The organism is Streptomyces sp. NPDC005955, from assembly GCF_042871255.1.
Taxonomy (GTDB): domain Bacteria; phylum Actinomycetota; class Actinomycetes; order Streptomycetales; family Streptomycetaceae; genus Streptomyces.
This window is the reverse complement of sequence record NZ_JBIAIF010000001.1, coordinates 1159983-1185277: the sequence shown is the minus strand read 5'-3', so window position 1 is coordinate 1185277 and position 25295 is coordinate 1159983. Positions and strand designations below refer to the sequence as shown.

Sequence of the window (25295 nt, the reverse complement as noted above, 5' to 3'; positions counted from 1 at the left end):
CCCCGTTCCTGCGCGGTCAGTGGGCAGGGGGGATTCAGGACGGTACGGAATGGTTGCATCGGCCGGCCTTCAGCAGCGGTCGGGGAACTGACGTCCCCAGTGAAGCCTCGGGTCGTACCGCATGTCCGTAGCGGGGCTACGGCCCGTACTCCGGCTACGGGTCAGTCGAACCGGGCGCCCGCACGGCCGGCGAACGCGCGGACGCCGCCGAGCGTCCGGTCGTGGCGCAGCAGGCCGGACGCCAGGTCACGGACGACACCGCGCTGGATCTCTTGCGGGGCCGCCTTCTCGGCTGCCAGCAGGGCTTTGAAGCACGACTCGGGTTTGCCCCACCGGTCGAAGGCCCGCGCCACGTCGGTGAAGAAGCGGGCCCGGCGTTCAGGGGTGGGCAGGGCGGCCGGGTCGATGGTTCGGGCCAGCGCGATCGCCCGGCCGGCATCACCAAGTTCGTAGTGGACGGACAGCCAGTGGAGGGCGACGCCGGCGACCCCGTCGTCCTGACCGGAGGTCCGGCCGGCGGCTGCCGCGCTGTCGGCCGCCTCGTCGATGAGGGAGTGCGCGTAGGCACGGTCGCCCGACTTGGCCGCGGTGTAGGCGGCAGTGGCGTACAGGTCGCCGCGGGTGGCCAGACGGTCGGCTTCGGGGACGCCGGAGTCAGCCAGGAGTTCTTCGGCAGCGACGACGACGATGTCCGTCGCCCGGGCGAAGCGTTCCTGACGCCGCCAAGCGCTGGAGACCATGCGTTGGGCCTCGGCGATGATCAACGGATCGCCCGAGAGCCGGGCGGCGGTCAGGGCGCGGTCCGCCGTGATGGCGACCAGGTTGTTGTCGCCGATCTTGATGCACAGCCGCACGGCGAGGTTGTAGAGCTGGGCGACGGCGCCGGCCGACTCCTCCACGGTGCCTACGGCCTGGGCAGTGGCGATGCGCGTGGGCAGAGCCCGGGCGAGGACGTCGTAGCGCGCGGTGCGGAACTCCTGGCGGGACGCCTTCAGCGATGACGCGACGGTCTGGTGCGTGGGATGCGTGCTGGGGAGTGCCCTGGACGTTCCGTACAACAGGAGGTCTTCCAGTTCGGCGAGCGGAGCCGAGCCGGCGTGCGCGGACTGCGGGCCGACGGACTGGGCGAACAGGGCAGCGGTTGCCACCGTCATGACCTGGCGGCGTCGCATGTCGTCCTCCTCGGCAACCGAAGTGCTCGTCAGCGTATCGGAGGCGCCTCTTCGCGGACGGGAACTCACCCGGGCCGCGGCAGGCTGCGGAAGCGCCATCAGCTCGCCGAGATCGACGTCCAACACGTCCGCCATACGACGCAACAGCGTGACGTCCTTGACTTGCTGGATGTCCCGTTCGACTTGCGACATCCAGTCTTCGCCCCGGTCGAGTTCGGTTGCGAGCCTGAGCTGAGTCCATTCGAGCTCGGTGCGGCGCAGCGAGACGAATCTGCCGAATGTCGTACTGTTCTCCACCCTGCCCCCGGCGCGTGTGATCACTTCATTACAGAACGCAACCATAGTGATGCTGGAAGCGCCGTGTAGATGCTTCAGGGCGCCAATGCCGTTGTCGGTAAGGGCTGTTCAGCTGTACATGCCAGCCGGGCTGCCGCCCCCGCTGAGGGAGGAAGAGCACGGATCAGACGGGGAATCACTGGCCGCCGAGGTCTGCCCCAGGAAGTCGAAGCGCAGGTGCGGGTTCTCCCCGCCGAGGCGGTGACTTCCGACGGCGCCACTGAACTGGTCGTCGTGAGCTGCATCGCGGACGGTCCCGACACGTGGTTCACCCTGGCCGTCCTCCAACACGGCGGGCACCTGGAAGTCGTCCTGCCCGCCGTTGATCGCCGTCTGGGACGGGCAGCCCGCGCGCGGATACGGAGGAAGCGCCGACGTCGTTGCGTACGCGCACGAGAAGGGCGTGCCCGTGAGGGTGGTCTGGCCAGCCGGCGCCACACGGGACTGACCGGTCCTGGACATCCGCGAGCTGCTCCGCCCTTCGGCGGGAGTTCGGGAGAACGGCCGGGTGACCCGATCGTGTACTGGTCCGGGAGGGGCGTCTCGGCGATCCTGGACGGGCAACGGGACTGCGTGAGCTGCCGGGAAGGTGGACGCGGTGGACGTGGGGGTGGGGAACCTCGGGCGACGCAGGCTTCTCGGCGCGGGCATCGCCGCCCTGGCACTCGCTCACCCGGGCTGGACGGATCTCGCCGCGCGGGCGGACGCGGTGCGTACGGGACGCGCCGCACGGGTGGGGCGGGGCGAAGTCCGGATGGTGGAGGACGTCACCGTTGCGCTCTCGCGGCTGGACGACCGGTACGGCGGGCGGGCAGTTCGACCTGTCGCAGCCGCGTTCCTCAAGGCCCCCGCGACCGCGGCCCTCCGAGCGGACTCCACCGCGCCGGTCCGCGGCGCACTGTCGACGACCGTCGCGTTCTGCGCCTACCTGACCGGGTGGATGGCGATGGACGAAGGGCGGGACGACCTCGCGCGCCGCCACTTCGACCAGGCGCTGGAGCTGGCGCGGAGCGCTGACGACCAGCGGTCGTACCATCACGTCCTGCGGGGCATGTCCGTGCACGCCGTCGACCTCGGTGAGGGGCGGACCGCGGTGGACCTGGCGGAGGCTTCCACCGCACGACCGCCGCAGGCGGGGATGGTGGCGTTCATGACCGGGCAGCAGGCTCACGCACACGCGGTGGCCGGGGACCGGGCCGAAGCCTGGCGTTGTCTGCGACGGGCGGAGCGGGCCATGGACCGGGCCCTGAGCGGGGCCAAGACGTTCGGTGGGTACAACCCGTCGACCCTCCAGTACCACGTGGCCCAAGTCCGTCACGCCCTCGGCGACACGGAGGGCAGCGTCGCCTCGCTACGCGCGCACTTCCGTTTGCGGGACGCCTCCGACAGCGACCGGTCCGCCCTGCGTTTCGGCTCGATGCTCGCCGAACGGCAGCTCCAGACGGGTCACCTGGAGGCGGCTTGTACCTCCTGGGGAGCGGTGCTGGACGGGCTGCCGTCGATGCGGTCGGAGCGGGTGGATCAGCACGTGGCACGGATTCCCGGCTTGCTCCGCCCCTACCTGGCCAGTTCGGCGGCACGCCAGCTGAACGAGCGGGTCCGCCAGGGGGCACGGCCGTGAGCGCCTATGACGCCGCACCGGGAGGGCGCGGGTGAACCGCCGCAACGTCCTGCTGGGCGCGCTCGCCGCCGGCACCGCTGGTTCCGGGCTCGTCTCTGCTCCGGCCTTCGCCCGCAGTTCCGCCGACCCGGGGTTCTGGGAGTCGACGACGGAGGGCTACGGCCGCGGCTACCGCGGACAGCCGCCCATGGAGGTTCTGGCCGGGCTGCTTGACGACTTCGCGGAACTCGGTGTGCGGCTGTCCGAGCCGCAGACGGTCGAGGCCCGTACGGGACTGTGCCATGTGACCGGTCGGATGGCGGGCATGGTGGCCATCGTGTTGCACGATCTGGGACACCACCGCGAGGCCCACCGGTGGTTCGGTACCGCTTCCCGGGCCGCCGAGCAGTCGGGCGACTCGCTCCTGCACGCCTGGGTGCTCGCGCGCGAGGCCATGGTTCCGCTGAACTACGGTGCTCCGCAGGTGGCGGCCGAGCTGGCGGGTCGGGCCCGGCACCTCGCGGGCAAGCGGCCGTCGGCTGCTGCCGCGCTCGCTGCGGCGGTGTCCTCCCGTGCGCTCGCCGCGGCCGGCCAGCGCGAGGAGGCCCGGCAGGCAGTGGCTGACGTGGAGCACCTGGTGGAACGCCTCGCCCCGGAGCAGCGTGCCGACACCTGGTTCGGCTACCCCGCGCAGAAGCACCACGTCCATCTGAGCCAGGCGCTCACCCTGCTCGGTGAGACGGACCGTGCGTACGCGATCCAGCGGCGTGCGTTGGAGTTGTCCCGGACTCCGTCACCGATGACCCGCGCCCTCATCGCCCTCGACACCGCGACGTGCAGGGCTCAGGACGGTGACCGTGAGGCGGCTGCCCACCTCGCGACCCGGGCGTACTCGGACCTGCCGACCGTCTACCGCACGGGCCTCACCCGTACGCGTGCACTCGCCCTCTACCGCAAGCTGCCCGCTGACACGCCTGGTCGTGCCGTCCTCGGTGAGACGCTGGAGGCCGTCGCCTGAAGCGAGGAGACCTGTCCGAAGACGATGATGAGGACCGATGAATCCCTCACATACTCGTCTGGTCCCGGTGACGGTCCTGTTCGCGGGGTTGGTGCTCACCAGTTGTTCGTCCGCGCCGACGGAGCCTGGCACGCGCGCCAATCCGTCCCCAAGTTGGAAGAAAGGGGCGGGCGCCTCGGAGGCGGCAGCGTTCATGAGGATCCAGGTCCCGGAGGGTTCCACGGAAGTGAAGGGCGCCGTGCGGGTCCAGCCGCGGGAGAACGTCTACCTGCTGTCCTTCGTCACCGGAGAGCGGACCGCAGAGTCGATGGTTGAGGACCTACGCCCCGATTCCCCTTTGACCGTGGCCGGCGAGTCGTCTTCTTCGCTGAGCGGGAAGGGCTTCGAGCACCTCGGTCTCACCGCCCCGCAGGAGATCAAGGGGGTGCGGACAGCGAGTGCCTGTCCGCCGTGCGTCGGCGACTCCAGGCGACGCCACATCCAGGGCATCGAGATCCACGTGGGTGAGGCCAAGGGACAACGCGTCCGGCTCTACCTCACGGCGTACTGAGCTGACCTGCCGCCCCCACCTGGGACGGCTCCACCCCCCACTCCCGGTGTGCGACACCATCGTCCTGCGGGCGCGCTGATCGCATCTGCTGCGCAGGAGCAGCGCAGTAGGATCCGCCGCGACAACGTGGCGGAACCAAGCATTCCGTGGAACCCGCTCGCGTCCCCCCCCGTCACAGGGGGCGGCACAGCGCTTGCGACCCTGACGAAGGCAGCGAAGGTGACCACGCAGACGCACCCCGTCGACCCCGTCGGCCCCCTCGACCGCGAACTCATCGAGGCCGCGGAGCACACCGCCCGCACCCGCTGCCAGGGCGAGAACCACACCGTGGCGGCCGCGGCCCGCGCCCGGGACGGTCGGATCGTCACGGGAGTGAACGCGTACCACTTCACCGGAGGGCCCTGCGCCGAGCTGGTCGTCATCGGCGCGGCAGCCGCCCAGGGTGCGTACGAGCTGGACGCGATCGTCGCCGTGGGGGACCGTGACCGGGGTGTCGTTCCCCCGTGCGGCCGGTGCCGTCAGGTCCTGCTGGACTACTTCCCCACCATCAAGGTGATCGTCGGCGCAGGTGACCGCGTCCGAACCGTCCTGATCACCGAGTTGCTGCCCGAGAGTTACGTCTGGGCCGACCACCAGCTCGACGCCGAGTAGGTCGCACCGGAGAGGGGAACAGTCAGTGATCTCGGCGCAGGTGTCGCGTCCCGGGCGGCCGGTCACGCGCGTTGGGCGCGGTCGTACACCTTCTGGGCCGTGGCGCGCAGCACCTCGCCGTACATCTTGGTGGGGGTGAAGGAGTCCATCGTGCTGTTGACCGAGACCAGGGTGCCCTGGCCGGTCGTGGTGTTGAAGTCCGCGAACCAGGGCCCGCCGCTGGCGCCGCCGGTCATGTCGCAGGGGATGAACTGGGCGCCCTGTTCCTTCTTGGCGGTGCCGGTGCAGCGCAGGAGTTCCTCGCCGAGCTGCGGGCGGGTGGCGGGGTAGCCGAAGGCGGAGACGGTGCCGCCCACGGCGCGGTGGAAGGCGATGGCCTGGCCGCCCGCGACGTCGGTGAGCATGCGGCCCCTCTTGTCGGCGTCGACGGCGAGCGCGGCCAGGTCGTTGACGGAGTCGTTCTGCCAGCTGCGCGGGGTGGCGGCGGCGCGGACCGCGAAGGCGCCGTGCGGCTGCTGGCCCTTGTGGTAGCCGGGGACGAACACCATGTCGGTGTGGGTGTTGTACGGGGAGGAGCCCCGGCGCACGCAGTGGGCGGCGGTCATCACGGTCGACTTGTTGGCGCTCTTCACGGCGGTGGCCGTGCACCAGGTGTCGGAGCCGTTCGCGTTGACGAAGAAGAGGCGTCCCACGGTCTTCAGCGCGGTGCCCCGCCAGGGCTTGCTCTTCGGTCCGGTCGGGCCGAGGTCCACGGACTTCCCGACGGCCTTGATGCGGGCGGGCGTCCAGTGGGCGAGGGCCGCCTTGCGTTCGCCGGCGGTGTACTTCAGGACCGAGACCGGGTCGGCCGGGGCGGCCTGCGCGGGCACCGCCGTCACCGCGACCGGGGCGGCGAGGGCGAGGGCGGTAGCGGCCGCGGCGAGTACCGCGGCCCGGGAACGGGAGCGGGAGCGGGAGCGGGGGCCTCGGGTCGCGGAGGGGGAGGTCTCGGTCATGCCGCTGGTCTCCTCGGTGGGTGCGGTCGACGGGCGGGCAGCCCGTTCGCACTGCAGGAGCGGGGACCCCCCGTGCCCGGTTGGCGCTGTCGTCGTCCCGTGACACGCGTGTGCCCGGACGTGGACACGGGGCTCCTGTTCCGTGGATGGCACCATCTTCAACTCGGTACCCCCCTAGGGTATTTGACGGAGTGTCGGGCTCGGGCTAGCCTCGTTCCAGTGGATACCCCGCCGGGGTATCCGGGAAGGGGTAACGGTGATGAGCGGGACCGACTGGCACCTCAAGGGCGAGTGGTTCGACGTGTGCAGCTGCTCGATGCCCTGTCCTTGCACCTTCGCGCAGGCGCCGACGGACGGCGCCTGCCTGTTCACGCTGGTCTGGCAGATCCACGAAGGCCACTTCGGGAACGTCCGCCTGGACGGCCTGGGCGTCGTGGCGCTCGGCGAGTTCGCCGGGAACATGTGGGTGAACGACCCCGACGCCACGATGGCCGTGATGTTCTACGTCGACGCCAAGGGGACGCCGGCGCAGCGCCACGCACTGGAGGAGCTCTTCCGCGGCAACGTCGGCGGCTGGCCGGGCACGTTCGGTTCGTTGATCAGCGAGGTGCGCGGTGTGGAGTACGCCCCGATCCACTTCGACGCCGCGCCGGACCTCGCGTACTGGCGCGCCACCGTGTCCGACCGGGTGGACGTCGGTGCCGTCGCGCTCACCGGTCCCACCGCGGACCCCGGCCGCCGGGTGCAGCTGATCAACGCGCCCGGCGCGGAGGTCGGGCCCGGGCAGGTCGCGACCTGGGGCGTGGTGAACGCGGACCGCGCGGAGGGCTTCGACTTCTCCCGCGCCTACCGCGGGGGGTCCAGCAAACACTTCCCGTTCGACTGGCGGCCCGACGCCTGACCGCGTCCCCGCCCCCTCGGCACGCCCGTCCGCGGTCCGCGGGCGGGCGACCGTGCGGTCAGTCCGGCCGCTTGCCGCGGCTGTGGGCGATGCGGAGGGTGTCGGTCAGCGCCTCGGCGAGGCGGGCGGCGGTGAAGCGGAGTTCCGGGAGGGTGAGCGCGGGCTCCTTGAGCATCGCCCTGGTGTGGCCGAGCAGGCCCTCGGCCATGGAGAGTTGGGTGGCTTCGACGCCGTCGGCGAGCCGGGCGAGGTAGCCGTGCTCGTCCTCCGTGGCGAGGTAGCAGGGTTTGCCTTCGGGGGAGGACCAGGGGAGGAGTCGCAGTCCGGGGGCGGAGGAGTGGGGCGGGTCGTCGAACGGGAACCGGATGGTTCGGGTCACGGGTTCGGCCAGGGTTTCCACGCGGGAGGGTTCCGCTTCCCACTCCCGTCCGCCGCCGAGCGGTCGGAGCAGCCACCGGCCGCCGATCTCGCCCCTGAAGGTGCCCGCCTTCCCCCGTGCGGTGTCCCGTACGAAGGCCCCCACGGGTGGTGGACCCTGATCCTCGGCCATGTCGTTTCTCCCTCCGTGCGGTAGCTCTCCGCACGCAAGAGGTAACCGCTCGGTCACCGTCCGGCGGTACGGTGGATGCGAGTACCGCTTTCCAAAGTGTCAAGAATCGCCGTGGAACGAGGAGTTGGACACCTTGGTCGATCGAGAGGCCAACGGACGGTTGGCGCTGCTCCACCGGGAGGCGGGGTGGACGCTGCGGCAATTCGCCCAGCTGGTCAACCGCATCGCCACGGAGCGGGGCACCCCGAGCAGTTACCGGGCGTCGTCGGTCCACCAGTGGCTCCAGGGACACGTGCCGCGTGCGGAGGCCCGGCACCTGGTCCGCGAAGCGCTGTCCCGGAGACTGGGCCGTCCGATCACCGATCGGGAAGTGGGGTTCCCCCCGGTCGACGCCGCCGCGGACCCGGGTCTCAGCGAACGGATCGCCGGTCTGGGCGAGAGCGACATGTCACCCTCCCGGCGGGGTGTCCTGAACGCCAGCCTGTTCAGCGTCGCCCTGACCATTCCGGGTTGGCCGGACGTCGTGGGGCGCATGGAGCGGGTCCGGCACCAGGTGGCGCCCCGCATGGGGATGCCGGACGTCGACATGGTGATCGCCATGACGGAGCGGATCTCCGAGCTGGACGACCAGTTCGGCGGCCGGCACGCCAGGCCGATGGCGGCGGCGTTCCTCGTCAACACGGTCGTGCCCTATCTCCGGGCGCAGGCCCCCGACGCCGTGCGCAAGGCGATGATGGCCGCCGCTTCGGACCTCTGCTACCTGACCGGATACATGGCCGTGGACGAGGGCCTCGAAGGTTTGGGGCAGCGCTACTACCTGAAGGCCCTGGAACTGGCCGGCGCGTCGGAGGACCACCTGACGTACTGCACGACGCTGCGCGGCATGAGCGTCCAGGCCGTTGAACTCGGGCACGGCCCGACCTCGCGGCGACTCGCCGACGCCGCCGCGTCCGCATCACCGCAAGCGGGTCCACGCATGCGGGCCTTCCTCGCGGGGCAACAGGCGCACGCAGCCGCACAGTGTGGGGACGCCTCCCGGGCGATGCTGCACCTGAAGGAGGCCGAACAAGCGATGGACAGGGCCGAGTCCCGCCAGACGACGTTCGGCTCCTACGATCCGGCGGCGCTCTACTACCACATCGGGCATACACGCCATGAGCTCGGTGACGTTCGGGGTGCCATCAGCGCCCTGGAGGAGTCCGACCGGCTCACCTACTCCATCTACCGGCGGGGGCGCCTCAAGAAGCGGGCCACTCTTGCGGAGTACCAGTTGCAACACGGTCATCTGGAGGCGGCCTGCGCCACCTGGAACCAGGTGCTGGACGAGTTGCCCTTGGTGCAGAGCGGGCGGGTGGACCGCCGGGTCAAGCAGATGTTCGGTCTGCTGAAGCCGCACCTCGGCAACCGGCATGCCCGTGCGCTGTACGAGCGGGCCCGCACGGAGACGCCGACCGCACTGCACGCCTGAGGCACCCACTACGGTGGATCCGCATGACCCACACCAAGACGGAGATCACCGCGGAACTGGTCCGGGACCTGCTGCGCGACCAGCACCCCGATCTGGCCGACCACCCCGTGGAACTCGGCGCGCGCGGCTGGGACAACCAACTGTGGCGGCTCGGCGACGACCTCGCCGTCCGACTGCCCTGGGCGACGCAGACCGCGGACGAACTGTTGCTCAAGGAACACCGCTGGCTGCCCGACCTCGCGCCGCACCTCCCGCTGCCGGTTCCCGTTCCGCAGCGCCTCGGCGAGCCGTCCGAGCGGTTCCCGCGGAGTTGGATCGTCACCACCTGGGTGCCCGGTGAGCCCGCCGACCGCGCCCCCGCCACGCGCCCGGAAGCGGCCGACTCCCTGGCCGCCTTCCTGACGGCCCTGCACCGACCCGCCCCCGACGGGGCGCCCACCGGTCGTGGCCGCGGCGGCCCGCTGTCCGACCACGCCGGGCACTTCGCCGACGGGTTCGCCGCGCTCACCGGCGCGGGCCTGCTCGCCGACCCGGACGGCGTCCGCGCGGTCTGGGCGGACGCCCTCGCCGCGCCCGAGTGGGAGGGCCCGCCGCTGTGGCTCCACGGCGATCTGCATCCGGCGAACGTGCTGACCGCCGACGGCACCTTCTGCGGCGTGATCGACTTCGGTGACCTCTTCGCCGGTGATCCGGCCAGTGACCTCTCCGCGCCCTGGCTGCTGTTGCCGGACGGCGCCGTCGACCGCTTCCACCGGGCCTACGAGCCGACCGTGGACGCCGCGACCCTGCGCCGGGCCCGCGGGTGGGCGGTGCTGCGCGCCTTCGTCTGCATCTCCGTCGGGGACGACGGCCTCCACGGCCGCCTCGGCGGGAAGGAGAGCTGGGGCCCGCCCGGTCAGGCCGCGCTGCGCCGCCTGATCGCCACGGCCGACCGCTGAGGGGGGAACCGCCTCTCGGCGCCCGTCCGCGATGACACGATGGCGCGATGGGCGAGCCCGATCCGCAGCCGTACTGGAACACCAACGTCGCGCGGCACCCCGGCATCCTGCGCGCCGTGCCCGAGGGGTGCGGCGACGCGTTGGACGTGGGCTGCGGGGACGGGCTGTTGGCCCGCAAGCTCACCGGGCGGGCGCAGCGGGTCACCGGGATCGACAGCTCGCCGGAGATGATCGCCCGGGCCCGGGAGCACGCCGTCGACCGTCCGCAACTCGACTTCGTCGAGGGGGACTTCCTCGCGGCCGGGCTGCCCGCGGCGGGGTACGACTTCATCTGCTCGGTGACGACCGTCCACCACATGGACTTCGACGAGGCGCTGTTGCGGATGCGTGAACTGCTGCGGCCGGGCGGGGTGTTGGTGGTGGTCGGATTGGCGCGGGAGACGAGCCCGGGGGAGTGGGCCGCGCTGATCGCGGCGGCCCCGGTCGTGCGGATCGCCAAGGTGGTGCGTCGGGCGGGCGGCCCGGAAGGGGTGCCGGTCGCCGATCCCGAGATGGGGTACGGGCAGGTGCGGGCCGCGGCCCGACGGCTGCTGCCCGGCGTGCGCTACCGCCGCCACGTGCTCCGCCGGTACTCGCTGACCTGGCGCAAGCCCGGACCCTGAACCGGGACGGCGGAACCGCCCACCCCGGCGGGCCCACCCCGGCGCTCACCCCAGCGGGGTCACGTCCTGGGGAGCGGCCGGCCACTCGTGGCCGGTGTCCGGGCAGCGCAGCGTCCAGTGGAGGTCGGTACCGGCGAGGAACTCGCCGGGCAGATGGCGTCCGGAGTCGAAGAGGAGGGCGCCGCGCCGGGGCGGGACGAGGGCGGTGCCGTTCGCCGCTTCGTGCAGGCCGTGGCGGCGGGCCCGGGCGGCGACCGTGCGTCGTCGAAAGGTCATCGGGGGTCCTCGGGGCGAGGCGGGCGCGGGGGCGTGGTGACGACGACCGTAGAGGTGTGACCTTCGGTAAGGCTACCGGTGCGGTGGGTGACCGTCGGAGAAAAAGGTGCGGTGGTGCGCGGTCGTACCCCCGTAGGGTCACTCGGGTGCACGGGGGGTGCCCACCTCCGCCGCGCGCCCCCGTTCGCGTCCGCATCCGACGCCCGTACCCGAGGACGACGTACATGCTGCTCACCGCCGACACGGACGCCGACCTGGAGGTCTTCCTCACGGAGGTGGGACGGCACCTCGCGGGGATCGGCGCGCAGGTGTCCATCGACCTGTACGTGGACGAGGAGATCGCCGACCCCGGTGCGCGCCGCCTGTACGAGGAGCTGCGCCGCACCGTACGGGAGGAGCGGGAGCGCGCGGGTGGGCGGACGTGGCGGCGGGAGTCGTACATGGCGGTGCCGTTGGACCTGGGCAGCGGGGACGGGCTCACCGCTTTCGTGCGGCTGGCGCACCGCACGATCGGTTCCGAGGCCGTCCTCGCCGACCGGATCGTCTTCTCCACCGTCGAGAACGAGCGGATCGTCCGGCTCCGGCTGCCGGCGGCGGACGTCGACCGGCTGGTGGCGCGGGCCCGGGAGGCGGGCGCGCGCAGCCTCGCCCCGCTCCCGCCGAAGCCCTGAAGCAGCCGTCCCGCCGGCGACGCCCGGAGTAGCCGTTCCGTCCGCGGTGCCCTGAGGCGACCGTCCGGTAGGGCCGACGCCGTCGCCCCGTCGCGTACACAGAGGACCGCCGCCGCGGACGGAACCGGCGTGCGGGGTACGGGCCGGCGCGCGCCGTCGGGTTCGCGCCCCGTGCGGGCCCTCGTGCGTCAGGTGGTTCACCCGAACGGCAGGCGCCGTTTGCGCGCGCCCGCGTGAACATCGGCCGAGGAACACCCACTGCACGGATGCGCGGGTTCCGCACCCCTCGTGCGGGCGGCCGGGCGGTAGCCCGGGAACACCCCCTCCCGGCGTGCCGCGGCCCCCGTCGGAGACCGGTTCGCGTCCTCGCCGTGAGCGTTCCGTGACCGCACCACACCGACCGCATGGGTTCACCGGCCGTTCACCTGCGGCCGTAGGCCACTTCACCTGTTCTGCCTAATTTCGGCCTTACCGGGTGCGAGCCGGGGCCGACACGGTCCCACGGTCCGCGCCGGGTGAACGCACGACTCGGACACCCTCCGGACCCAACCCCCTGACGGGGGAGGTCCGACCGACACACGCACGCCGCCGCGCAGCACGCCGGGGCGGCTCCTGGAAGGAACTCCCGAACAGTGAAGCTTCAGCGCAAGAACCGGCTGCGCGCCCTCTCCCTCGGTGCGGTCGCCGTCTCCGGCGCACTGGCCCTCACGGCGTGCGGCTCCGACGACACGGGCGGCGGCTCCAACGGTGCCAGCGGCGGGACGCAGAGCGCCGCCGCGGGTTCCATCAAGTGCGACGACGCCCGGGGCGAGATCCTCGCGGCCGGCTCCTCCGCGCAGAAGAACGCGGTGGACGCCTGGGTGAAGAACTACCAGGCGGCCTGCAAGGACGTCCGGATCAACTACAACCCCAAGGGTTCCGGCGCCGGCATCACCAACTTCCTCCAGGGCCAGACCGCGTTCGCGGGCTCCGACTCCGCGCTCAAGCCGGAGGAGATCGCCGAGTCCGCCAAGGTCTGTAAGGACAGCCAGGCGATCGACCTGCCGATGGTCGGCGGCCCGATCGCGGTCGGCTTCAACGTGCCCGGCGTGGACAAGCTGGTCCTGGACGCCCCGACCCTCGCCAAGATCTTCGACGACAAGATCAAGACCTGGGACGACGAGGCCATCCAGAAGCTGAACCCGGACGCCAAGCTCCCGGACACCAAGGTCCAGGCGTTCCACCGTTCCGACGAGTCGGGCACCACCGACAACTTCACCAAGTACCTCAAGGCCGCCGCCCCCGAGGCGTGGTCGTACGAGGGCGGCAAGGCGTGGCAGGCCAAGGGCGGCCAGTCCGCGCAGGGCTCCTCCGGGGTCGCCCAGCAGGTCAAGGAGACCGCGGGCGCCATCTCGTACTTCGAGCTCTCGTACGCCAAGGACGGCATCAAGACCGTCGACGTGAAGACGGACGCCGCCGAGCCGGTCGCGGCCACCTCGGAGAACGCCTCCAAGGCCATCGCCGCCGCGAAGATCGTCGGCAAGGGCAAGGACCTCGCCCTGGAGCTGGACTACAAGCCGACCGCCGAGGGCGCCTACCCGATCACCCTGGTGACGTACGAGATCGTCTGCGAGAAGGGCAACAAGGCCGAGACGCTGCCCGCCGTCAAGTCCTTCCTCTCCTACGTGGCCAGCGAGGACGGTCAGGGCCTGCTCGCGGGCGCCGGCTACGCCCCGCTGCCCACCGAGATCGCGACCAAGGTCCGCGAGACGATCGCCTCGCTGAGCTGACCGGGCCGACCGAGCTGACAGAGCCGACCGAGCCGACCTGCCTGAGCGTGCGGGCGGACCCCGCCCTCCCCGTTCCCGCCTCCCCCGTCACGGGCTCCCCCGAGACGGGGAAGGCGGGGCCCGGGCCCGCCTGCACCGTCCGGTGCACCGCCGCCTGGAACCGCACACCACCCCGTGCGGTTCCGCAGACCGGAGAACTCCATGGACATATCTACTAAGGACATTCCGCCCCCACCCGCCCCCGCCCCGCCCTCGGACGTCGAGCGGCAGCGGGCCGCACGGGGTGCCACCCGCCCCGGTGACCGCATCTTCCTCGGTCTGACGCGCGGCTCCGGCATCCTGCTGCTGACCGTCATGGCCGCGATCGCGGTCTTCCTGACGTACCGGTCCGCACTGGTGCTCACGAAGAACGAGGGCAACTTCTTCACGACGTTCGAATGGAACACGGGCGTCAACCCGCCGGTCTTCGGCATCGCCGTGCTCGCGTTCGGCACGGTCGTCTCCGCGCTGATCGCCATGGTCATCGCGGTACCGGTCGCCGTCGGCATCGCCCTGTTCATCACCCACTACGCCCCGCGCCGCCTCAGCGGCCCGGTCGCCTACGTGATCGACCTGCTGGCCGCCGTGCCGTCGATCGTCTACGGCCTGTGGGGCGCACTGGTGCTGGTCCCGCACCTGACCGGGCTGTTCAGCTGGCTGGACACCTACTTCGGCTGGACCGGGATCTTCGCGTGGCAGGGCGGCGCCCCCCGCTCCATGCTGACCGTCGGCATCCTGCTCGCGATCATGATCCTGCCGATCGTGACCAACGTGTCGCGCGAGGTGTTCAAGCAGGTCCCGCAGATGCACGAGGAGGCCGCGCTCGCCCTCGGCGCCACCCGCTGGGAGGTCATCCGCATGGCGGTCCTCCCGTTCGGGCGCTCCGGGGTGATCTCCGCGTCGATGCTCGGCCTCGGCCGTGCGCTCGGCGAGACCATGGCGGTCGCCACGGTCCTGTCGCCGACGTTCGACATCAACGCCAGCCTGCTCGACCCGGGCGGCGGCACCTTCGCCCAGAACATCGCCAGCAAGTTCGGCGAGGCCAACACCACGGGGCAGGACGCGCTGATCGCCTCCGGTCTGGTGCTGTTCGTCATCACCCTGCTGGTCAACGGCGCGGCCCGCGGCATCATCGCCCGCCGCAAGGAGTACTCGGGGGCCAACGGATGAACCAGTCAGCCACCACCCGACGGCCCGAGCAGCCGGTGTCCTCCCGCATCCAGGGAGCGACCCTGCCGCGCTGGACGCCCTGGGCGCTCGCCGGATCCTCCGTCGCCCTGTCCGTGGGCATCGGCCTCCTCTTCGACCTGCACAGCCGGGTGCAGTGGGGGCTGCTCGCCGCCCTGCTGTTCGTGCTGCTCACCTACGGCGTCGCCACCCGGGTCGAGGGGCGCCGGCAGGCCCGGGACCGGGTCGCCACCAGCGTCGTGTGGGTCGCGTTCATCCTCGCGGTGATCCCGCTGGCCTCCCTCATCTGGGAGACCGTGAAGCGGGGCGTGACCGTCCTCGACGGCTACTTCCTCAGCCACTCGATGGGCGTCGTCGCCGACACCGAACCCGGCGGCGGCATCTACCACGCCCTCATCGGCACCCTGGAGCAGGTGGGCATCGCGACCCTGGTCGCCGTGCCGATCGGGGTGCTCACCGCGATCTACCTGGTCGAGTACGGCCGCGGCAAGCTCGCGGCGGCCGTCACCTTCTTCGTCGACGTGATGACGGGCATCCCGTCGATCGTCGCGGGTCTGTTCGTCCTCAGCTTCTGGATCCTGATGCTCGACCTGGGCCCGTCCGGCTTCGCCGGCTCGCTGGCCCTGGCCATCCTGATGATGCCGGTCGTCGTCCGCTCCACCGAGGAGATGCTCAAGCTCGTCCCGAACGAGCTGCGCGAGGCGTCCCTCGCGCTGGGCGTGCCGAAGTGGCGGACCATCCTCAAGGTGGTGCTGCCGACCTCCATCGGCGGCATCACCACCGGCGTGATGCTCGCGGTCGCGCGCATCACCGGCGAGACGGCGCCCGTGCTGCTGCTCGTGTGGGGCACCAACTTCATCAACAACAACCCCTTCGAGGGGGCCCAGGCGTCGCTGCCGCTGTACATCTACCAGCAGTACGCGAACAGCGCGGGCTCCGGCGCGGCGTACGACCGCGCCTGGGCCGCGGCGCTCACCCTGATCGCCTTCGTCATGATCCTGAACCTGGTGGCCCGCGGCATCGCCCGCTGGAAGGCCCCGAAGACCGGTCGCTGACGCGTCCCGACGGAAAGAAGTGTGACTCCCATGGCCAAGCGGATCGACGTCAGCGGCCTCACCGCGTACTACGGCACCCACAAGGCGATCGAGGACATCTCGATGTCCGTCGAGCCCCGGAGCGTGACGGCCTTCATCGGCCCGTCCGGCTGCGGCAAGTCGACGTTCCTGCGGACCCTCAACCGGATGCACGAGGTCACCCCCGGCGGTCGGGTCGAGGGCAAGGTGCTCCTCGACGACGAGGACCTGTACGGCAGCGGGGTCGACCCCGTGGCGGTGCGACGGACCGTCGGCATGGTGTTCCAGCGGCCCAACCCGTTCCCCACGATGTCGATCTTCGACAACGTCGCGGCGGGCCTGAAGCTCAACGGCGCGTACAAGAAGTCCGAGCTGAACGACGTGGTGGAGAAGTCGCTGCGCGGCGCGAACCTCTGGAACGAGGTCAAGGACCGGCTGAACAAGCCCGGTTCGGGTCTCTCCGGCGGTCAGCAGCAGCGGTTGTGCATCGCCCGGGCCATCGCGGTGGAGCCGGAGGTGCTGCTGATGGACGAGCCGTGCTCGGCGCTCGACCCGATCTCCACCCTCGCGATCGAGGACCTGATCGGAGAGCTGAAGTCGCAGTTCACGATCGTCATCGTGACCCACAACATGCAGCAGGCGGCGCGGGTCTCCGACCGGACGGCGTTCTTCAACCTGGCGGCGGTGGGGCAGCCCGGCCGGCTCATCGAGATCGACGAGACCGAGCGGATCTTCTCCAACCCGTCCGTCCAGGCCACCGAGGACTACATCTCCGGCCGCTTCGGCTGAGCCGCCCCGGTCCCGTACCGCCCGCACGGCCGCGCAGCGGCCGGTGGTCCGGACGGGGACCGACCGGACTCCCCGCGGTGCTGCATGGCGGTGCCGCCGCGGGGCCCCGGGCCCGCCCCCGACCCCCGGGGGCGGGCCCCTCCCTTTCCCGCGGGCCGGCCGGCCGGTCGGCGGGGGCAGCCGGAAAAAAGGGGGCGACAGGCGGGGACGGCTGCGCCTAGCGTGGAGGGATGGGTGGAGACGGAATCGACGTGCGTTCCCTGCGGGACGGCGAACTGGCCGACTGGTTGCGGGCGTTGAACACGGGGTTCCTGAACGAACCCACTCCGACCGCGCGCGATGTGGCGGGCCGTACGGAGATCGTCGCCGAGTCCCGGGTGCGCGGTGCGTTCGACGCGGGCCGCTGCGTCGCCACGTACCGTTCGTTCGACCAGCAGGTGACCGCGGTGGGCGGTGCGCCCGTCGCGTCGAACGCCATCAGCAACATCACCGTCAGCCCCACGCACCGTCGCCGCGGACTGCTCAGCCGCCTGATCGACCTGGACCTGCGGGCCGCCCGCGAGCGCGGTGACGCCCTCGCGACGCTGATCGCCGCCGAGTACCGGATCTACGGCCGCTTCGGCTTCGGGCCGGCCACCCGCGGCACGGAGTGGGTCGTCGACGTGGCGCGCACCGGTCTGGACCCCCGCTGGTCCGGGCCCGCGGAGCCCGGTGCCCGGATCGACCTGGTGGACCTCGCCGACGTGCGGGTCATCGGCCCGGTGCTGTACGACGGGTTCCGCCGCCGCCAGCCCGGGGCCACCGACCGGGACGCGATGTGGTGGCGCCGCTCCACCGGGGAACTCCGGCTGGACTCCCCGCCGTGGAAGGAACCGTTCTACGCGGTCTACCGGAACGCGGACGGCGCGGTCGAAGGACTGATCGCCTACCGGACCGAGGAGAAGTGGGGCGAGGGCAAGCAGCCGCTGAACACCGCGACCGTCGAGGACCTGGTGGCGCTCACCCCGGCCGCCGAGCGCGCGCTGTGGGCCTACGTGTGCTCGATCGACTGGATCGTCACCGTCCGCACGGGCATGCTCGCCCCGGACACGCTGCTGCCCGATCTGTTCCCCGACGCGCGGGCGGCGCGGGCCGCCACCCAGGGCGATTGGCTGTGGGTGCGGCTGCTGGACGTCGCCGCGGCGCTGTCGGCCCGGACGTACGAGGGCACCGGCTCCGTCGTCCTGGACGTGGTGGACGAGCCGCAGGGCGCGGGCGGGCCGTCGGGCGGACGGTTCCGGCTGGACGCCTCGCCGCAGGGCGCCCAGTGCGTACCGACGACCGCCGCCGCGGACCTGACGCTGTCGCTGGGCACCCTGGCGTGGCTGTGGCTCGGGGAGGGCTCGGTGCAGCGGTTGCTGGCCCTGGGCCGGGTCACCGAGGAACGCCCGGGCGCCGCCGCGGCTGCCGACGCCCTGTTCCGCACCTCCCGCCGCCCCTGGTGCCCGGACATCTTCTGACGCCCTCGGGGAAACCATCGCCACGCACCCCCCACTCTCCTAGGCTCTCCCCACAGGGCCTAGTGACCGCGGACACCGCGCCGCCGACCGAGTGGGTGACCCCCGAGACGGTGAAACACACGACCGAGCACCTCGACCGGACGATCGCGGGCGCGAAGGCCGTCCTGTGGGGTTTCGACGGACCCGTCTGCCGGCTGTTCGCCGCGCACCGGTCCGAGCGGGTCGCCGCGGGCCTCGCCGAGTGGCTGGCGGGGCGCGGACTGCGGGGCCTGCTCACCGACGAGGAGCGCGCCCTCGCCGACCCCCACGTCGTGCTGCGCGCGGTGGACCGCCGACACCCCGGCAGCGACCTCGTCGCCGAACTGGAGGAACGCCTCACCCAGGAGGAACTGCGGGCCGTCGACACCGCCCGGCCCACCGCCTGGGCCGATCCGCTGATCCGCACCTGGACCGCGGTCGGCGCCCGGCTCGCCGTCACCACCGACGACTCGCCCCGGGCGGTCCGCGCGTACCTCGCCGGCCGCGGACTCGCCGACTGCTTCGCCCCGCACGTCTACGGCCGCACCCGACAGCTCCAACTCCTCAAGCCCGAACCACACTGTCTGATCCGCGCCCTGACCGCGACGGGCACCGTGCCGTCCGAGGCGCTGATGATCGGCGACACGCCCTCCGACCTGGAGGCCGCCCGCAAGGCCGGCGTGCCGTTCCTCGGCCACGCCCGCAACGACGCCCAGCGGCACCTGCTGCAACGCGCGGGCGCTGGCCTGGTCGTCGACTCGCTGGAGGTCGTGCTGCGCTCGGTGGAGCAGCTCGGCCGCGTGCGGCGCGGGGGCGGCGGCGGGGCGCGCTGACCCGGCGGCCGCGGGGCGGTATCGGTTGACGGGGCGGCCGGGGCGGCCGGCGTGGACGGGGGAGTGCGCGGGTGCGCATACGCTCGTCGGCATGAGGGGTGCGCATGAGCGGTGAGACGGGGTTGCGGGAGCGCAAGCGGCTGCGGCGGTACCGGGAGGTGTCCGACGCGGCGATCGCGCTGTTCCTGGAGCGCGGCTTCGAGGGGGTGTCCGTCGCCGAGGTCGCGGCGGCGGCCGGGATCTCCAAACCGACGCTGTTCCGGTACTTCCCGGCCAAGGAGGACCTGGTGCTGCACCGGTTCGCCGACCACGAGGACGAGGCGGCCCGGGTCGTGACGGCGGCACTGGCCGCGCGGATCGCCCCGCTGGCCGCGCTGCACCAACACCTCCTGGACGGTCTGGACCGGTACGACCCGGTGACCGGACTGTGCGACGAGCCCGACGTCCTCGCCTTCCACGGGCTCCTCTACGGGACGCCCGCGCTCCTCGCCCGGCTGTACGGGTACCTGGAACGCACCGAGGAGCACCTCGCGCGGGCGCTCGCCCCCGGCGCCTCGGACACCGGGGCGGGTGCGCTGCCCGTCCGGGCCCGGCTCGCCGCCGCGCAGATCGTCGCGGTGCGCCGGGTCCTCGCCCAGGAGAACTGGCGGCGGATCGCGGCCGGCGCCCGTGCCCAGGCGGTGCGCCCGGGGGCGCTCGCCCAGGCGGACCAGGCGTTCGTCGAGCTGCGCGCCGGGTTGCCGGCGTACGCCTGACCACCCCGACCGCGCGGGCCGTACCGAGCGGGCCGGGCCGAGCGGGCCGGGCCGAGCGGGCCGGGCCGCCAGTCGGCGTTACCGAGTAAAAAGTGTAACCCGGTAACGTTTTTCGCCTAGGGTGGGGCCATGTTGCGCTCCGACCACCCTTCCCCGGACCCCGCCGACCCCGTCCCGTCCGCCCTGCGCGAGGAGCGGGCCCACCACGAACGCTGCCGGGCCGCGCTGACCGTGATGGCGCGCGGCGCCGAGGAGCACGTCGTCACCGGGGAGGACGTCTCCGCCTCCGGGGCCGACGCCGAGGTCCTCGGCCGCGCCCTGCGCACCCGGGCCCGCCGCTTCCGCGAACTCCCCGAAGGCCCCCTCTTCTTCGGACGGCTGGACTTCGCGTCCGCGGCCCCGGGAGGCGGCTCCGAGGGCGAGGCCGAGGTCGAGGGCGGCGAGCGGGCCGCGCACGCCGGCCAGAGCTACCACATCGGCAGGGTGCGGATCACCGAGGACCCGACCGCCCCGCCGCTCGTGGTCGACTGGCGGGCCCCGGTCTCCCGGGCGTTCTACCAGGCGGCCCCGCACGACCCCCGGGGCGTCGCGGTCCGCCGCCGCTTCGGCTGGACCCCGGGCGGCCGGGGTGCACCCGAGGACCTGACCGCACTGGAGGACGAACACCTGGCCGAGCCCCCGTCCGGGCACCCGGACGCCGGTGCACCCGGTGGGCTGCTCGCCGCCGAGATCCGGCGCCCCCGCACCGGACCGATGCGCGACATCGTCGCCACCATCCAGCCCGACCAGGACGACCTCGTCCGCGCGGACCCCGCCGACTCGCTGTGCGTGCAGGGCGCCCCCGGCACCGGCAAGACGGCCGTCGGCCTGCACCGGGCCGCCTACCTGCTCTACGCCCATCCGCAACGCGTCCGCCGCTCCGGCCTGTTGGTCATCGGGCCGCACCGCACCTTCCTGCGGTACATCGCCCAGGTGCTGCCCGCCCTCGGTGAGGACGGCATCGGGCAACTGACCGTGGCGGACCTGCTCGCCCGGCAGCCGGTGCGCGCCCGGGACGGGGCGGCGACGGCCCGGCTGAAGCACGACCCCCGGATGGCCCGCGTGCTGCGCCGCGCCCTGTACGCGGCGGTGCGGCCCGCCGCGGTCGCCGACGCGGGGCTGACCGTACCGGACGGCTCCTACCGCTGGCGGCTGTCCGCGGACGAACTCCGGGCGCTCGTCGCGGACGTCCTCGCGGAGCGCCCCCCGTACGCCACCGGGCGCGAACGGGTCGCGGCGCGGGCCGTGGCGCGGTTGCGGGAGCGGGCCGAACGGCGCGCCGGTCCCCGTACCGAGGGCTGGGCCCGGCGGCTGGAACGGTCCCGGCCCCTCACCGCGTTCCTCGACGCGGTGTGGCCGAAGGCCGTCCCCGAGGAGGTGTTGGCCGGGCTGTTGTCCGGGTCACCGGCGCTGGACCGGGCGGCGCACGGGGTCCTGGACGCGGACGAACGGGCGGCGCTGCGCTGGGACCGGCCCCCGCGTTCGTACCGGACGGCCCGCTGGTCGGCCGCGGACCTCGTCCTGCTCGACGAACTCGCCGGGCTGGTCGGGCCGCCCGAAGGGTTCGGCCACATCGTGGTCGACGAGGCGCAGGACCTGTCCCCGATGGAGTGCCGGGCGATCGCCCGGCGCGCCCCGCACGGTTCGCTGACCGTCCTCGGCGACCTCGCCCAGGCGACCACCCCGTGGGCGGCCCGGTCCTGGGCCGAACTCCTCGGTCACCTGGGCAGACCCGGGGCGCGGCGGGTCGCCCTGAGCACCGGGTTCCGGGTTCCCGGGGCGGTGGCCGACCTCGCCAACCGGCTGCTCGACACGCTCGGCCTGCCCGCGGCGGACGTGCCGCGCATCCGATCGCTGCGCGCGGACGGCACGCTGACGGTGCGCCGGGTGCCGGACACCGCCGCGGCGACCGTCACGGCGGTACGGGCCGCGCTGGCCGCCGCGCCGGGGTCCCTCGCGGTGATCGCCGCGGACGCGGAGGTGCCCCGGCTGCGCACCGCGCTCACGGCGGCCGGACTCGACGCCGACGACCCGACCGACGCCACGGCCGCCAGCGGGGGGTCCGGGGACCCGGGGGTGACCCTGTTGCCCGCCACCCTGGCCAAGGGGCTGGAGTTCGACCACGTCATCGTCGTCGAACCGGCCGCCGTCCAGGAGGCGGAGCCGCGCGGGGCGCACCGGCTGTACGTGGTCCTGACCAGGGCGGTCACCCATCTGGAGATCCTGCACCGACGGCCGCTGCCGTTCGATTGACGGCGGCCGGGGCGGGGCGATCAGAAGTTGATCATGTGGCCCGCGAGGCCGTGCACGGCTTCCTTCACGGCCTCGCCCAGCGTCGGGTGCGCATGCACGTTGCGGGCGACCTCGTGCACCGTCAGGTCCCACTGTTGGGCCAGGGTCAGCTCCGGCAGCAGTTCGGTGACGTCCGGGCCGATCAGGTGCCCGCCGAGCAGCTCCCCGTGCTTCGCGTCGCTGATGAGCTTCACGAACCCGACGGTGTCGCCGAGCCCGTGCGACTTGCCGTTGGCGGTGAACGGGAACTTCGCCACCTGCACGTCGTACCCGCGCTCGCGGGCCTGCGCCTCGGTGTAGCCGAAGCTCGCGATCTGCGGCTGGCAGTAGGTGGCGCGCGGAATCATCACGTAGTCGAGTTCCATCGTCTCCGCGTCGGCGATGGTCTCGGCCGCGATGACGCCCATCGACTCGGCGGCGTGCGCCAGCATCAGCTTCGCGGTGACGTCGCCGATCGCGAAGATGTGCGGCACCGAGGTCCGGCAGCGCGCGTCCACGTCGATCGCGCCGCGTTCGGTGACCCGCACCCCGGCCGCCTCCAGGCCGTACCCGGTGACGTTGGGCTGGAAGCCGATCGCCTGGAGCACCTTGTCGGCGCTCAGCACCCGCTGCGCGCCGTCCTTGCCGGTCACCGTGACCTGCACCTGCGCGCCCGACTCGTCGATGGAGTCGACCCGGGTGGAGGTGAGCACGTCGATGCCGAGCTTGCGGTACTGGCGGGCCAACTCGGTGGAGACGTCCGCGTCCTCCAGCGGGGCGATGCGGTCCAGGAACTCGACGATCGTCACCTTCACGCCGTAGTTGTGCAGGACGTACGCGAACTCCACCCCGATCGCCCCCGCACCGGCGATCACGATGGACTGCGGTACGTCGTCGGCGAGGATCTGCTCCTCGTAGGTGACGACCCGTTCGGTGCGGCGGGTGCCGGGCAGCAGCTTCGGGGTGGCGCCCGTCGCGATGATGCAGTGCTCGAACGTGAGGGTGCGCGTGGTGCCGTCGGAGGCGGCGACCGAGAGGGTGTTCGGGTCGGTGAAGGTGCCGCGCCCGTCGATCTCGGTGATCGCGTTCTTCTTCATCAGGTAGTGGACGCCCTTGACCCGGCCGTCGGCGACGCGGCGGCTGCGCCGGAACGCCTCCCCGTAGTCGAACGAGACCGAGCCCTCCACCTTGATGCCGAAGGTCTTGGCCTCGTGGGTGAAGAGGTGCGCGAGTTCCGCGTTGCGCAGCAGGGCCTTGGTGGGGATGCAGCCGACGTTCAGACAGACGCCGCCCCAGTACTTCTCCTCGACGACCGCGACCTTCTTGCCCAGCTGGGCGGCCCGGATGGCGGCGACGTACCCGCCCGGTCCCGCGCCCAGGACGACGACGTCGAAGCGGTCTACTTCCGTGGTCATGGAGTGCTCCCTGCCCTGTGATGGGTGTACTCCCCGATGGTCGCACCCGGCCCGTGCGTCGCGGAGCCGGGCCACCCTCTCGGCGGACGCGGTGTCCGTCCGATCAGCCGGTGACGTCGAGCGCGGTTCCGTACAGTCGGGTGACCCGCAGTCGGATCACCACGCGCCGCTCGGCGACGAGGGTGGCGAGGAACGCCGCCTCCTCGGCCGGGTCGTCGAACCCGGGGGTCAGCGCGAGCAGTTCGCGTCCGACCGCGTCCCCGGGGGTGGTGGTCGGCTCGGACAGTTCGACGGTTCCCTCGGCCACCGCGAAGGACCAGACGTCCGGGCCCTGGACGTGCAGCGCGGCGTGCGGGTCCTTGCGCAGCAGCCGTGTCTTGAGCCGTTCGGCGGTGGTGGAGACCCGTACGGTCCGCTCGGTCGGGTCCCATCCGTAGAGCACGGTTGACAGGTGGGGGTGTCCGGTGGAGCGGACCGCGGCGAGCGTCCCGAACTGGGCGCCGGCCAGCAGCTCGGACACGGCCGCGTCGTCCAGGACGCGGGGCGGGGGCCCGGAGGTCTTCCCGGCCTCGGGGTCCGTGGTGGGGTCGGTCACGGGGGTGGTGGCTTCGCTGGACACGGTGGGGCTCCCTGTCGGTGGGGGCGCCGTGGTGTGGACGGCGCCGTGGTCGACGACAGGATCGACCGTAGCAGATAGTTTTGTTGCAGACTATATGTTGCCCTTGCGCTGCCGGGCCCGGCGGGCCGGCTGGGTGCTCTCGGTGGGGGTGGCCAACGGGCCCTCGGCCAGATGGCGCAGGGCGTGCACGAGGGCGTCGCGCTCCCCTTCGGCGAGTGCGGCCAGGGCTTCCCGGTGCACCCGGTCGGCGACCTCCTGGCTGCGTCGGGCCATCTCGGCGCCCTGTTCGGTGACGGCGATGATCCGGGCGCGGCGGTCCGTCCGGGAGGGGCGGCGTTCGGCGAGGCCCGCTTCCTCCAGTGCGTCGACCGTGACGACCATCGTGGTCTTGTCCATGTCGCCGAGCTCCGCCAGCTGGATCTGGGTGCGTTCTTCCGCCAGGGCGTGCACGAGGACGCAGTGCATGCGGGCGGTCAGGCCGAGTTCGCCCAGTGCGGCGGCCATCCTGGTGCGTAGGACGTGACTGGTGTGGTCGAGGAGGAACGAGAGGTCGGGCTCCTTGCGGGTCATGTCCCCAGAATAGTCCCGTACAGGACTATCCCGCACTAGACGTTCTCTCCCCTCGGGTGCGTGGGGGTTGCCCACGCCGTTCCCCGCGCCCCTATCGGTGCGCTTCCCTGCGGGTGCGTTGTCCGGTGCGGGTGCGCTGTTGTTTCGCGCAGTTCCCCGCGCCCCTGAAGGGGGCGCTCCTCAACGCCACCGCCCGCCCCCCCCACGCACCCGCACGGGCCAGCGCACCCGCAGGGGACCGCCCCGACAGGGGCGCGGGGAACGGCGCGGGCAACCCCCACGCACCCGCACGGGACAACGAACCCCCGGAAGGCCCCCCACGCACCCGCAGGGGCCAGCGCACTCGCAGGGGACCGCCCCGACAGGGGCGCGGGGAACGGCGCGGGCAACCCCCACGCACCCGCAGGGGACAACGAACCCCCGGAAGGCCCCCCACGCACCCGCAGGGGACAGCGCACTCGCAGGGGACCGCCCCGACAGGGGCGCGGGGAACGGCGCGAGCAACCCCCACGCGCCCGCACGGGACAACGAACCCCCGGAAGGCCCTGGTACCGACGCTGGACAGCGCAACCGCTTACGTTGGGGGCAGGTGGATACGGAACGGGAGTGGAACGAACCCCGCGTTCGACA

Annotated in this window: 24 protein-coding genes and 1 pseudogene; 18 read left to right on the top strand and 7 right to left on the bottom strand. The window is 72.5% G+C overall.

Features of this window, described 5'->3' with window-relative positions; genetic code table 11:
- Positions 1 to 161: 161 nt before the first annotated feature.
- On the bottom strand, positions 162 to 1364 hold the full coding sequence (locus ACFYOU_RS05140; protein WP_391303714.1) for an XRE family transcriptional regulator: 1203 nt from the start codon (positions 1362 to 1364) through the stop codon (positions 162 to 164).
- Positions 1365 to 1631: 267 nt separating this feature from the next.
- Here ACFYOU_RS05140 and ACFYOU_RS05135 point away from each other — a divergent pair.
- The 5 genes and pseudogenes from ACFYOU_RS05135 to ACFYOU_RS05115 all read left to right on the top strand — a co-directional run bounded on the left by ACFYOU_RS05135 (position 1632) and on the right by ACFYOU_RS05115 (position 5327).
- A pseudogene (locus ACFYOU_RS05135) lies at positions 1632 to 1956 on the top strand (hypothetical protein).
- 150 nt (positions 1957 to 2106) lie between these two features.
- Complete coding sequence (locus tag ACFYOU_RS05130) at positions 2107 to 3129, top strand: transcriptional regulator (protein ID WP_391303713.1); 1023 nt, start codon at positions 2107 to 2109, stop codon at positions 3127 to 3129.
- A gap of 31 nt (positions 3130 to 3160) precedes the next feature.
- Positions 3161 to 4126, top strand: coding sequence for a hypothetical protein (locus ACFYOU_RS05125; protein WP_391303712.1), 966 nt, complete (start codon positions 3161 to 3163; stop codon positions 4124 to 4126).
- Positions 4127 to 4319: 193 nt separating this feature from the next.
- Positions 4320 to 4676, top strand: a complete 357-nt coding sequence (locus tag ACFYOU_RS05120) for a hypothetical protein (RefSeq protein ID WP_391303711.1) — start codon at positions 4320 to 4322, stop codon at positions 4674 to 4676.
- 219 nt (positions 4677 to 4895) lie between these two features.
- Complete coding sequence (locus tag ACFYOU_RS05115; RefSeq protein WP_391303710.1) at positions 4896 to 5327, top strand: cytidine deaminase family protein; 432 nt, start codon at positions 4896 to 4898, stop codon at positions 5325 to 5327.
- A gap of 62 nt (positions 5328 to 5389) precedes the next feature.
- Here the strand turns inward: ACFYOU_RS05115 and ACFYOU_RS05110 are convergent, their stop codons facing one another.
- Positions 5390 to 6322 (bottom strand): trypsin-like peptidase domain-containing protein, encoded by a 933-nt coding sequence (locus ACFYOU_RS05110; protein WP_391303709.1) that lies wholly within the window; start codon positions 6320 to 6322, stop codon positions 5390 to 5392.
- 259 nt (positions 6323 to 6581) lie between these two features.
- Here ACFYOU_RS05110 and ACFYOU_RS05105 point away from each other — a divergent pair, with 259 nt between their 5' ends.
- Positions 6582 to 7223, top strand: a complete 642-nt coding sequence (locus ACFYOU_RS05105) for a DUF1326 domain-containing protein (protein ID WP_391303708.1) — start codon at positions 6582 to 6584, stop codon at positions 7221 to 7223.
- A 58-nt stretch (positions 7224 to 7281) separates the two neighbouring features.
- Here ACFYOU_RS05105 and ACFYOU_RS05100 read toward each other — a convergent pair whose 3' ends face one another.
- The gene (locus ACFYOU_RS05100; RefSeq protein WP_391303707.1) at positions 7282 to 7773 is read right to left on the bottom strand and encodes a hypothetical protein; all 492 of its coding nucleotides are present in this window, start codon (positions 7771 to 7773) and stop codon (positions 7282 to 7284) included.
- Between the two features lie 133 nt (positions 7774 to 7906).
- Here ACFYOU_RS05100 and ACFYOU_RS05095 point away from each other — a divergent pair, with 133 nt between their 5' ends.
- From ACFYOU_RS05095 to ACFYOU_RS05085, 3 genes are read left to right on the top strand one after another with little or no spacing between them, the layout of a single operon-like run.
- Positions 7907 to 9241, top strand: coding sequence for a tetratricopeptide repeat protein (locus tag ACFYOU_RS05095; protein WP_391303706.1), 1335 nt, complete (start codon positions 7907 to 7909; stop codon positions 9239 to 9241).
- Positions 9242 to 9264: 23 nt separating this feature from the next.
- The gene (locus ACFYOU_RS05090; RefSeq protein ID WP_391303705.1) at positions 9265 to 10179 is read left to right on the top strand and encodes a phosphotransferase; all 915 of its coding nucleotides are present in this window, start codon (positions 9265 to 9267) and stop codon (positions 10177 to 10179) included.
- A 47-nt stretch (positions 10180 to 10226) separates the two neighbouring features.
- Positions 10227 to 10841, top strand: coding sequence for a methyltransferase domain-containing protein (locus tag ACFYOU_RS05085; RefSeq protein WP_391303704.1), 615 nt, complete (start codon positions 10227 to 10229; stop codon positions 10839 to 10841).
- A 45-nt stretch (positions 10842 to 10886) separates the two neighbouring features.
- Here the strand turns inward: ACFYOU_RS05085 and ACFYOU_RS05080 are convergent, their stop codons facing one another.
- Entirely contained in the window at positions 10887 to 11117 is a 231-nt protein-coding gene (locus tag ACFYOU_RS05080; RefSeq protein WP_389767750.1) for a hypothetical protein, read from the bottom strand.
- Positions 11118 to 11341: 224 nt separating this feature from the next.
- On the opposite strand from ACFYOU_RS05080, the gene ACFYOU_RS05075 reads away from it, so the two are divergent.
- The 9 genes from ACFYOU_RS05075 to ACFYOU_RS05035 all read left to right on the top strand — a co-directional run bounded on the left by ACFYOU_RS05075 (position 11342) and on the right by ACFYOU_RS05035 (position 22043).
- Positions 11342 to 11788 carry a hypothetical protein gene (locus ACFYOU_RS05075; protein WP_391303701.1) on the top strand — a complete coding sequence of 149 codons (447 nt, stop codon included), beginning with the start codon at positions 11342 to 11344 and terminating at the stop codon, positions 11786 to 11788.
- A 632-nt stretch (positions 11789 to 12420) separates the two neighbouring features.
- Complete coding sequence (pstS, locus tag ACFYOU_RS05070; protein ID WP_389767746.1) at positions 12421 to 13557, top strand: phosphate ABC transporter substrate-binding protein PstS; 1137 nt, start codon at positions 12421 to 12423, stop codon at positions 13555 to 13557.
- Positions 13558 to 13758: 201 nt separating this feature from the next.
- On the top strand, positions 13759 to 14766 hold the full coding sequence (gene pstC, locus ACFYOU_RS05065) for a phosphate ABC transporter permease subunit PstC (protein WP_389767744.1): 1008 nt from the start codon (positions 13759 to 13761) through the stop codon (positions 14764 to 14766).
- Positions 14763 to 15839: a phosphate ABC transporter permease PstA gene (gene pstA, locus ACFYOU_RS05060; RefSeq protein WP_389767742.1), complete on the top strand. Its 1077-nt coding sequence runs from the start codon at positions 14763 to 14765 to the stop codon at positions 15837 to 15839. Before pstC ends, pstA begins: the two co-directional genes overlap by 4 nt.
- Before the next feature lie 30 nt (positions 15840 to 15869).
- The gene (gene pstB, locus ACFYOU_RS05055; RefSeq protein ID WP_389767740.1) at positions 15870 to 16646 is read left to right on the top strand and encodes a phosphate ABC transporter ATP-binding protein PstB; all 777 of its coding nucleotides are present in this window, start codon (positions 15870 to 15872) and stop codon (positions 16644 to 16646) included.
- Between the two features lie 230 nt (positions 16647 to 16876).
- Positions 16877 to 18145: a GNAT family N-acetyltransferase gene (locus tag ACFYOU_RS05050; protein ID WP_391303698.1), complete on the top strand. Its 1269-nt coding sequence runs from the start codon at positions 16877 to 16879 to the stop codon at positions 18143 to 18145.
- A gap of 110 nt (positions 18146 to 18255) precedes the next feature.
- On the top strand, positions 18256 to 18996 hold the full coding sequence (locus ACFYOU_RS05045; protein WP_391303696.1) for an HAD family hydrolase: 741 nt from the start codon (positions 18256 to 18258) through the stop codon (positions 18994 to 18996).
- 104 nt (positions 18997 to 19100) lie between these two features.
- Positions 19101 to 19751 (top strand): TetR family transcriptional regulator, encoded by a 651-nt coding sequence (locus ACFYOU_RS05040; protein ID WP_391303694.1) that lies wholly within the window; start codon positions 19101 to 19103, stop codon positions 19749 to 19751.
- A gap of 129 nt (positions 19752 to 19880) precedes the next feature.
- Positions 19881 to 22043, top strand: coding sequence for an ATP-binding domain-containing protein (locus ACFYOU_RS05035; protein WP_391303692.1), 2163 nt, complete (start codon positions 19881 to 19883; stop codon positions 22041 to 22043).
- A gap of 20 nt (positions 22044 to 22063) precedes the next feature.
- Here the strand turns inward: ACFYOU_RS05035 and lpdA are convergent, their stop codons facing one another.
- From lpdA to ACFYOU_RS05020, 3 genes are all read right to left on the bottom strand, one after another.
- Positions 22064 to 23476 (bottom strand): dihydrolipoyl dehydrogenase, encoded by a 1413-nt coding sequence (lpdA, locus tag ACFYOU_RS05030; protein ID WP_391303690.1) that lies wholly within the window; start codon positions 23474 to 23476, stop codon positions 22064 to 22066.
- Between the two features lie 103 nt (positions 23477 to 23579).
- Positions 23580 to 24095 carry a TIGR03618 family F420-dependent PPOX class oxidoreductase gene (locus ACFYOU_RS05025; protein WP_391303688.1) on the bottom strand — a complete coding sequence of 172 codons (516 nt, stop codon included), beginning with the start codon at positions 24093 to 24095 and terminating at the stop codon, positions 23580 to 23582.
- A 90-nt stretch (positions 24096 to 24185) separates the two neighbouring features.
- Positions 24186 to 24665, bottom strand: coding sequence for a MarR family transcriptional regulator (locus ACFYOU_RS05020; RefSeq protein ID WP_391303686.1), 480 nt, complete (start codon positions 24663 to 24665; stop codon positions 24186 to 24188).
- Positions 24666 to 25295 lie beyond the last annotated feature (630 nt).

What these genes read in the sequence shown, in the direction of transcription:
- pstB (WP_389767740.1), top strand. Translation starts at nt 15,870, where the DNA reads ATGGCCAAGCGGATCGACGTCAGCGGCCTCACCGCGTACTACGGCACC.
- ACFYOU_RS05105 (WP_391303708.1), top strand. Translation starts at nt 6,582, where the DNA reads ATGAGCGGGACCGACTGGCACCTCAAGGGCGAGTGGTTCGACGTGTGC.
- ACFYOU_RS05080 (WP_389767750.1), bottom strand. Translation starts at nt 11,117, where the DNA reads ATGACCTTTCGACGACGCACGGTCGCCGCCCGGGCCCGCCGCCACGGC.
- ACFYOU_RS05100 (WP_391303707.1), bottom strand. Translation starts at nt 7,773, where the DNA reads ATGGCCGAGGATCAGGGTCCACCACCCGTGGGGGCCTTCGTACGGGAC.
- ACFYOU_RS05085 (WP_391303704.1), top strand. Translation starts at nt 10,227, where the DNA reads ATGGGCGAGCCCGATCCGCAGCCGTACTGGAACACCAACGTCGCGCGG.
- ACFYOU_RS05050 (WP_391303698.1), top strand. Translation starts at nt 16,877, where the DNA reads ATGGGTGGAGACGGAATCGACGTGCGTTCCCTGCGGGACGGCGAACTG.
- ACFYOU_RS05020 (WP_391303686.1), bottom strand. Translation starts at nt 24,665, where the DNA reads ATGACCCGCAAGGAGCCCGACCTCTCGTTCCTCCTCGACCACACCAGT.
- pstA (WP_389767742.1), top strand. Translation starts at nt 14,763, where the DNA reads ATGAACCAGTCAGCCACCACCCGACGGCCCGAGCAGCCGGTGTCCTCC.
- lpdA (WP_391303690.1), bottom strand. Translation starts at nt 23,476, where the DNA reads ATGACCACGGAAGTAGACCGCTTCGACGTCGTCGTCCTGGGCGCGGGA.
- ACFYOU_RS05140 (WP_391303714.1), bottom strand. Translation starts at nt 1,364, where the DNA reads ATGTCGCAAGTCGAACGGGACATCCAGCAAGTCAAGGACGTCACGCTG.
- ACFYOU_RS05120 (WP_391303711.1), top strand. Translation starts at nt 4,320, where the DNA reads ATGAGGATCCAGGTCCCGGAGGGTTCCACGGAAGTGAAGGGCGCCGTG.
- ACFYOU_RS05090 (WP_391303705.1), top strand. Translation starts at nt 9,265, where the DNA reads ATGACCCACACCAAGACGGAGATCACCGCGGAACTGGTCCGGGACCTG.
- ACFYOU_RS05040 (WP_391303694.1), top strand. Translation starts at nt 19,101, where the DNA reads ATGAGCGGTGAGACGGGGTTGCGGGAGCGCAAGCGGCTGCGGCGGTAC.
- ACFYOU_RS05110 (WP_391303709.1), bottom strand. Translation starts at nt 6,322, where the DNA reads ATGACCGAGACCTCCCCCTCCGCGACCCGAGGCCCCCGCTCCCGCTCC.
- ACFYOU_RS05035 (WP_391303692.1), top strand. Translation starts at nt 19,881, where the DNA reads ATGTTGCGCTCCGACCACCCTTCCCCGGACCCCGCCGACCCCGTCCCG.
- pstC (WP_389767744.1), top strand. Translation starts at nt 13,759, where the DNA reads ATGGACATATCTACTAAGGACATTCCGCCCCCACCCGCCCCCGCCCCG.
- ACFYOU_RS05075 (WP_391303701.1), top strand. Translation starts at nt 11,342, where the DNA reads ATGCTGCTCACCGCCGACACGGACGCCGACCTGGAGGTCTTCCTCACG.